Genomic DNA, 7,324 nt, shown 5'->3' with positions numbered 1-7,324 from the left:
CTCCCCGCCGGCGGGGCCGTCAGCCCAAGACGACGCCCCACCAAGTGCACACCGTCTCGGTGCGGCTCACTGAGGCGGAGCACCGCGAGCTGGCCGCCGAGGCCCAGGACTACCGCAAGTCCATGGGCGAGGTGCTGCGCTCGGTGTGGGCGGGCACGCCCGACGCGGCGCGGCCCCCGCGGCCGCGCACGGTGGAGGAAGTGGCGCAGCTGCGGCAGCTGATTGGGATGGCCGGCAACCTGAACCAACTCACCAAGCAGCTGCACGCGGGGCACAACGTGAGCGAGGGGGCGCGGCAAGTATTGGTACAACTCTACCGGCTGCTTGAGGAGCTAGCCCCGGACTCGGCGCGATGATCGGCAAGGTGAAAATTGGCAAGAGCTTCGGGGGCATCTGCCAGTATGTGTTCGGGGAGGAGAAGGGCAGTGAGGTGCTGGCCACCGAAGGGGTGCGGGGCAACTCGGCGGCGCATATGGCGGCGGACTTCAACGCACAGCGGGAACTGAACCCGAACCTGGGCAAGGCGGTGATGCATGTGGCCTTGGCCTGGCCAGCGGAGGAGAAGGAGCAGCTGAGCAACGCGCGGATGGAGGAGATTGCCCGCGCCTACCTGCAGGCGATGAAGGTGGACCCGGAAGGCACGCAGTGGGCGCTGATCCGGCACCGGGACCAAGACCACCCCCACGCCCACCTGATCGTCAACCGGGTGGACAATGAGGGCGCTACGATCAGTGACCAGCACAACTACCGGAATAGTCTGGAGGCGTGCCGGCAGCTGGAAAAGCAGTACGGGCTGGTCAGTGCCCAGCAGGTCAGCCAGGACAACCGCAGGGCGGTGCGCGAGCAGCTGCCCGAACGGGCAGCGGCCAAGCTGTACGTGCAGGACGCGTTGAGCCGGCACCTGCCCCACGTCACCAGTGCTGAGGAGCTGACGGCCGCGCTGCAGCGGGACGGCATCGGGGTGCAGGCCACCTACCAGAAGGAGCGGCTGCAGGCCGTGGTGTTTGAGCATGAGGGCCACTACCTGAAAGGCAGCGAGGTGGGGCGGGCCTACAGCGGGAATAACCTGGCCAAGACGCTGGAAGCGCAACAGGCGCAGGTGCAGCAGCAGCGGGCGGAAGTGAGCGCGGCCGGCCAGCAGTATGGCCAGCTGCGGCTGGAGCTGGAACTGGAGGCCTTCGGCCAGCAGTACGCGGCGCAGAAGCGGCAGGCTGAGCAAGCCGAGAAGCTACCGACCCAGGAGCGCCCGCGCCTGGAGCAGACCCCTAACACCCCCCGACCCACCATTGAGCGCCGTGGCGGGGGCTTTGAGATCGATTAATTTCTTTCCCTTTTGTGATGAATCAACCTACACCCCCACCTACTCCCGGCAACGGGGTGGCCACGCTGATGGCCGAGATTGAACGCATTGCCCAGGAGCTACGGGCTTATAACAAACGGCCCCTGCCGGCTACGGAAGACCAGGTACAGGCGCTGGTGAAGCTGGCCGAGCGGGACCGGCCGCTGACGCTGCACGTGAACAGCGAGGCAGTGGCCAAGCAACTGGTGGGCAAGGTGGACCAGCAGGCGAAGGTGTTTCAGGACACGGGCTACCAGCTGATTAACTACTTGGACGACCGGAAGAAGACCATGACGGCCGCGCTGGACGAACGGCTAGCGGCCCTGAAAGCGGCTGAAGTCAGCTTGCAGGCCGCGACGCAGCGCATCCCCCGGCAGGTGCCGCTGAACGTCTTGGAGAACTGGCGCTCGACGGTGGGCTTTACGCTGGGACCGGTGGTACTGGTGTTGCTGACGCTGCTGGTGAGCGGGCATTTTTCGCGGGTACCGAAAGCGGACTTGGAAAAGGCCCAGGTGGAGAACGAGCAGCTGCGGCAGGCCAATGGGCGACTGCGCAAAGAGGGGACATTCTATCTTGACCAGGTGCAGGCTTACCGCAAGAACTTCCCCAAGAGTGCCCCCTATTTTCCGAAATATGTGGCTCCAGCGGCACCACTGCAGACACCTTAGTATGCTTGGAAATAGGGTTTGGGGTGTACCTATTGCATCAGTAAGCAGTTCTGTATTGAATATAACACGGTTGGATGCTTAGCGTGTACAGCTGAACATTGCTAAGTAAAAAGGGAAGGAGAAAAAGTGGTTATTGGCTTTAGGGTATCCGTTTTTTAAACGTTTTTAGACGAATAGGTATGGCCGCTAGTATCCCCACACCAGATCCTCGCACTCGCAACTTGATAGCTCCTTGTCCACTATTATAAGTGTATTGTACAGGGACCTCCATCATGGTCGTAAGTCCTTGATTAAGGAATACGGTTACATTGAGTCTTTCCTTACCCAAACGATACATTCGAGCTATAGCTCCCGCTGTAACATAGCCTCCCCAGTGGCGCACTATCGCGGGTTGCTGACGAAAAATAATGGTATCCTGAGGGGATACTAGGCCCGCATTTAAATTGCAGGATTCACAGAAACCTCGCACATAATTCACGCCACCCCCCGCAAATAGATCTATTTTCAAGGAGTATAAGTATAACTCCTGTTCCGAGTTGATCTCCTTGAAATTAAATTGGGCGAGGGTGCGGTTGAATAATACCGGGATTCTATCGAGGTAGACACTTACAGCATGGCCTGCATAGCCGCCGCCATAAGAGCCGTAGCTCATGGATCTGGGAACTTGAAGCTTATATCCCCAGCCTAATCCGCCACCTGAATAGCCTATTGATAATCCCTTGGTGTCATTGAATTGTAGGCGTAGCATGGGCGCTACAAACGGGGTTATTAAGAATTCATGCCCTTTAAATGGGCGTTGTCCTACACCCAAATGTGCTCCTTCTGCAAAAGCATATTCGCCCCCTAATTGAGCATCCAAATAGAGCGTCTTTTGTGCAAACGCTTCTCCTGAGCATGCCCAGTAGACTAAACCAAAAAGCAGAAGGTAGTGTGAACGCATGGTGGGGAAAGAAAACCCCACCCAAGCAGATAGATCATCTGCTTGGGTGGGGCAAGTTCTTCTAGCGAGCAAATTCAATATGGAAAGGACCAGCTTGTGCGTTTCCTACAGCAAAACCAACTGTGCAATTGTAGCTTTTTAGGCCTCTAGTGGATTGATAATACCGTCGAGAGACAGTGTTGTTATCTCCATAACCACCGCTATTGGAGTAGCTACCAAAATCACTGGTTCCATACCCTACGCATAATTCTTCCCACATCGCACCTGGCCGAGGTAATAGCGAAACAGACGCTTGTTGAGACCACCAGATGCCCAACACTTTCTTTTGATTTTGCGCCTTGGCGATGATCGAGAAGTAAATTCCCGCACTCTCATACACTAGTTTGCAGTCTAGGCGTTGATTTTTACTGTAAATAACCCCTCCTTCGCTTTTTCTGCGATCTGCGTTTGGACCACAACCAATCCCTGAGCCAATACCAATGGTCCAACGCAAGCTAGCAGCAGGCTCCCCAGAAATACCGGCTTCCTGCAGATCCAATACATTTTGATCCGTCGGGTACCAATAGATTTCCGGTGAGGTAGGAGTGCTAATTAGTTCGTCGTAAAGGGTCGTGTTGTCCGCAGAAGTGTAATATATCCGATCAGTTGCTGCATCAAGCCGGTAGATATTCTCTCCGATCTGGACTGTGTAATCGGGTGAAAGAACACTTGCTAGAAAGTCGTCTGTTAAATAATCCTGCTCAGAGGCAGGTGTTTCATAAGTGCCCAGAATCTCGTCCCCGCCAGTTGGTTCTTCAATAATAGAAGCCGACTGCGTGGAAGAGAGTAGTTGAGCAGAGCTAGTTAGGTTTTGAGTAGACGAAGCCTGTGTGCCTTGGGGAGTGGCTCTTTTCGCCTTGTGCGCTCGTAATGAAAGAAAGTTGTGAGCTTTCTCCCACTTCTCCAGATGAGTTTGTGCGGATTCACCAGGAGCCAAATTGCCTATTTCACGCATGGTTTTCTCAAAAGCCTTGCGGGTGTTAAACTTCAAATGTTTTCCTCCGCGTACTGCAATAGGCTCCTGCTCTTTCGCATCTACTTTACTGGTAGACATTAGAGGAGAGGGAGAGGAATCTTGCTCCTTTTGGCAAGCCGTGCTGGCTAGGAGCAGACCACAAGAAGTGAGCAGGGCGAAACGCCGAGCCGAAAGCGAGAATTGGTGGAGCATATAAAGAGATAAATGGTGAATGGGACACAGTAATTCTCTTTCGCACAGTGTAGTAACGAACTGAGGAAACACTAACTCTAAGGAGCGTGCTGCACGAAAAACACAAGCAATAGGTAATGATAGAGAGCCGCGAGGGCAGAGCAGGATACGTGGCTCAAAGCTAGCAGAGTACAACGAACTATCGTTAAGAGAACTGAACAATATTTCCAGTCTCTTGACTCTGCCCTACGAGAAGTACTGGGCCAAATAGCTTATTGGTAAAGTACCACGCTAATCGAGTACTGTTCAGGAGGGCCAAAACCACCACTTTTCCAAGGTCTCGCTTATAACTAGGATTATGTTAAGGGACAAAACCCAGATGAAGGAGGCACTATTTGCACTTCCCCACTGCCCCCTAAAATCCTGTTTAGCTCTTAGCCCACCAAGGGGGCTGGCAGCGCTGGCACGAAGTCGTCAAACACCTCGTAGCTGAGGATCTGGTAACGGCGGGAATAAGCCCTTAGGTGCACGGCGATAATCCGCTCCCTAGTGGCCCGTTCGGACCCCGGAGTGTACTCAATGACCAGCATGCGTTTCTCCGCCTCCTGAGCGAGTAGAAAATGGCACGGAATGGCGTGTTGTTCGGCCTCGGTCAGATGCACCGCGTTTTCGGGCTTCAAGACGACGAGTTCGAGGTAGATCTTGTGCCGCATAGGGTGACAGTTAGGCTAGGGGCTTAGGCGCTTTAGCGGCAACCAGGCCCAAGCGAACGAGCAGCAGGCCCCCCGGATTTCGGGATGCTTTGACCTTACCTGTTTTCAGGTCGTGGTTGTAGCGGTTCACCTCGGCGACGTGGGCCGGGCTGCTGAGAATGGTTTGCCGGTGTTTGGCATCCGTGATACGCAGCTCGTCTAGGACCCGGGCGGCATTATCAAAATGGCTTTGTTGAACACCTGGCAGAGGCTGAGCAGTGGCCACCAAGTCGAAAGGAACAGTATCAGCTAAGGCTTGGGGCCTGACCTTAAACGTGATGTTTTTGAAGGTTTTACCACGCTTTTCCAACTCATAGCTAATGTGCAATTCGGTGTGCTCGTTGATTTGCTTAACGGCTATATCCAGTACACTTTTCCTGAAGTCACTAGTCCTAGGCATTTTATCAAGGCCCTTATCGTCAAGCAGACCAAGCATTCTTTTAAAGTCCTGAATGTCGTGCTTTTTGGTTTCGCCTAGGTCTTTCCACTGGCTGCAAATTGGATAAATCCGCTTAGCATATTTGCTGGTGAGGCGCAGTGCCGATGCTAAGCCATAGCTAGTAAAATTGCTCTGAAGCTCAAATAGATAGGGAATAATCTTGTCGGAAAGTGATACTTCTATGATGCCCAATCCTTTGAGGTACTCCACACTACGGAACATCCAGAGCTGTATATGACGCTCTGGGGTTTCTACTTCAAACATTCGCGAGCCCATATCTTCAGTGGCTTTTCGCAGATAGGCTAAATCATATTTCTTACCAGTCAAGACCGATAACTCTTTGATATTTAACTCATAAGTGTCGGATTTCTGGTCCTTACGTAACTTAGAAACCAAGAAGAAAAACAAATCAAGCTGCAGTTCAGTGTACTCATAACGAGCATTCGTCAATGCATTATGTTGCCGAATTTCTAATTCTTTATTCATACAGTCTTTCATGATCTTATACATTGATTACTAATGCAATAATACGTATAAACGGGTTTCAAAAACAAATTTCATTTTTTAAACCCGTTTGAGACACATTAAAACCCGTTTTCAAACACATTAAAACCCGTTTGAGACACATTAAAACCCGTTTGAGACACATTAAAACCCGTTTGAGACACATTAAAACCCGTTTTCAACTGAGTTAGCAATCTGATATACAGCAGGTTGCAAGCCCCTCAAATAGAACAAAGCTTTACAAATACACCAATTGTTGTTTCGCGCGAGTCAAAAAAGCTTTTAAAGTGTGGATCCACAGGATTGCCGATAGCAAAAAACAGCCAAAACAAACACGAAGCCCTTCGACACTGAGCGCGGCACAAAAAAGTATTAAGTATTTGATTGTCAAATACTTAATTATACTGGCTAGGCCTCACAGACCGGGCTCTTTCAGCAGTTTCACCCGGCTAGGCGTACTTTGTGCCATGGCTGACCACACCTTTCGCTTGACCAATACCCCGCTGGGCACTGTGCTGGTGAAGTTCTACCAGATCGAGCCCTACAGCGACGAGGCCTTCACGAAGGCCAAGGCCCGAGAGTTCCTGCAGACCACGGTGGGCTCAGGCAATGCCTGGAGCTTGGCGCTCTATCAGGGCCCCATTGCCACCAACCCGGTGCTACCCGAAGCCATTGCCCAACTGCACGCACGATGCCCTTCCTGCACCGCTGTGCGCATCGAACAGGCTGCCGGATAGGCAGAGGTCAGGGAGCGGTTGTGAATGCCGTAAAGGGGCTATATTTGCGTTGTCCGAAAAACACCGGCGCACGTACAAACGGCGACCCGGGCCGAAGCCCAGATCGCCGTTATCCTACGGATGCCCGAGCCAGTGACTGATCACAGCTCGAACTGCTCCCCCCAGGGCTGCCTTAAGCAGCTCGAGGGAGATGCGGAACCAGTTAGTCTGACCAGCTGGTTTCGCCTTTGCACGTTTACCCATTTTCGCTTGGGAGTAAGGGTGCTGAATCCACCCACTTCCTGAAGCCCTGGCTGTGTCACCAGCCGGGGCTTCGTCTTTTCAGACGTCGCGTTGGCGGGGTGACAACCGTGCAAGTGGGCCAAAGATAGAGGGACCAGTGCGAAACGTATCAACCACGAAAGGGCCTCACTCCTTAAGCTCCGAGACAGTGGAAAAGATCAGAAGGAATTGGATAGCCGCACGTGTGGGGCGGTAGGGAGAAAGTCGTACCTTGAGGCGCGGTCCCGGTCGTTTTAGCGGGGGAAAGCAAGTTATGTTTTTCGCTTCACTCAAAACCCGTTCGCCCTCCGGGCTCACTTAACTTGCCCCTTCGGGGGTGCCTGCTATGTCGCCTGATCCGCTCCTTCCCACTCCCCGCCGGCGGGGCCGTCAGCCCAAGACGACGCCCCACCAAGTGCACACCGTCTCGGTGCGGCTCACTGAGGCGGAGCACCGCGAGCTGGCCGCCGAGGCCCAGGACTACCGCAAGTCCATGGG

General features: G+C 53.6%; 8 protein-coding genes. 4 read left to right on the top strand and 4 right to left on the bottom strand.

What is annotated here, in order from left to right; all coding sequences use genetic code 11:
* The 3 genes from EI293_RS21950 to EI293_RS21940 all read left to right on the top strand — a co-directional run.
* The coding region (locus EI293_RS21950; RefSeq protein ID WP_125440706.1) for a plasmid mobilization protein at nt 1-356 on the top strand (356 nt) is incomplete at its 5' end.
* 8 nt (nt 357-364) lie between these two features.
* Nucleotides 365-1,321: a relaxase/mobilization nuclease domain-containing protein gene (locus EI293_RS21945; RefSeq protein WP_170170500.1), complete on the top strand. Its 957-nt coding sequence runs from the start codon at nt 365-367 to the stop codon at nt 1,319-1,321.
* Between the two features lie 17 nt (nt 1,322-1,338).
* Nucleotides 1,339-2,007 carry a hypothetical protein gene (locus EI293_RS21940; protein WP_125440704.1) on the top strand — a complete coding sequence of 223 codons (669 nt, stop codon included), beginning with the start codon at nt 1,339-1,341 and terminating at the stop codon, nt 2,005-2,007.
* A 139-nt stretch (nt 2,008-2,146) separates the two neighbouring features.
* Here EI293_RS21940 and EI293_RS21935 read toward each other — a convergent pair whose 3' ends face one another.
* The 4 genes from EI293_RS21935 to EI293_RS21920 form a co-directional block, all read right to left on the bottom strand.
* Nucleotides 2,147-2,947, bottom strand: a complete 801-nt coding sequence (locus tag EI293_RS21935) for a hypothetical protein (RefSeq protein WP_125440703.1) — start codon at nt 2,945-2,947, stop codon at nt 2,147-2,149.
* A gap of 61 nt (nt 2,948-3,008) precedes the next feature.
* On the bottom strand, nt 3,009-4,154 hold the full coding sequence (locus EI293_RS21930) for a hypothetical protein (protein WP_125440702.1): 1,146 nt from the start codon (nt 4,152-4,154) through the stop codon (nt 3,009-3,011).
* Nucleotides 4,155-4,567: 413 nt separating this feature from the next.
* The gene (locus EI293_RS21925) at nt 4,568-4,846 is read right to left on the bottom strand and encodes a hypothetical protein (RefSeq protein WP_125440701.1); all 279 of its coding nucleotides are present in this window, start codon (nt 4,844-4,846) and stop codon (nt 4,568-4,570) included.
* Between the two features lie 10 nt (nt 4,847-4,856).
* Nucleotides 4,857-5,810, bottom strand: a complete 954-nt coding sequence (locus EI293_RS21920) for a replication initiation protein (protein WP_125440700.1) — start codon at nt 5,808-5,810, stop codon at nt 4,857-4,859.
* Nucleotides 5,811-6,295: 485 nt separating this feature from the next.
* Here EI293_RS21920 and EI293_RS21915 point away from each other — a divergent pair, with 485 nt between their 5' ends.
* Nucleotides 6,296-6,565: a hypothetical protein gene (locus EI293_RS21915; RefSeq protein ID WP_125440699.1), complete on the top strand. Its 270-nt coding sequence runs from the start codon at nt 6,296-6,298 to the stop codon at nt 6,563-6,565.
* Nucleotides 6,566-7,324 lie beyond the last annotated feature (759 nt).

The organism is Hymenobacter perfusus (assembly GCF_003944765.1).
Taxonomy (GTDB): Bacteria; Bacteroidota; Bacteroidia; order Cytophagales; family Hymenobacteraceae; genus Hymenobacter; species Hymenobacter perfusus.
This window is presented reverse-complemented; position numbering and strand designations above follow the sequence as displayed.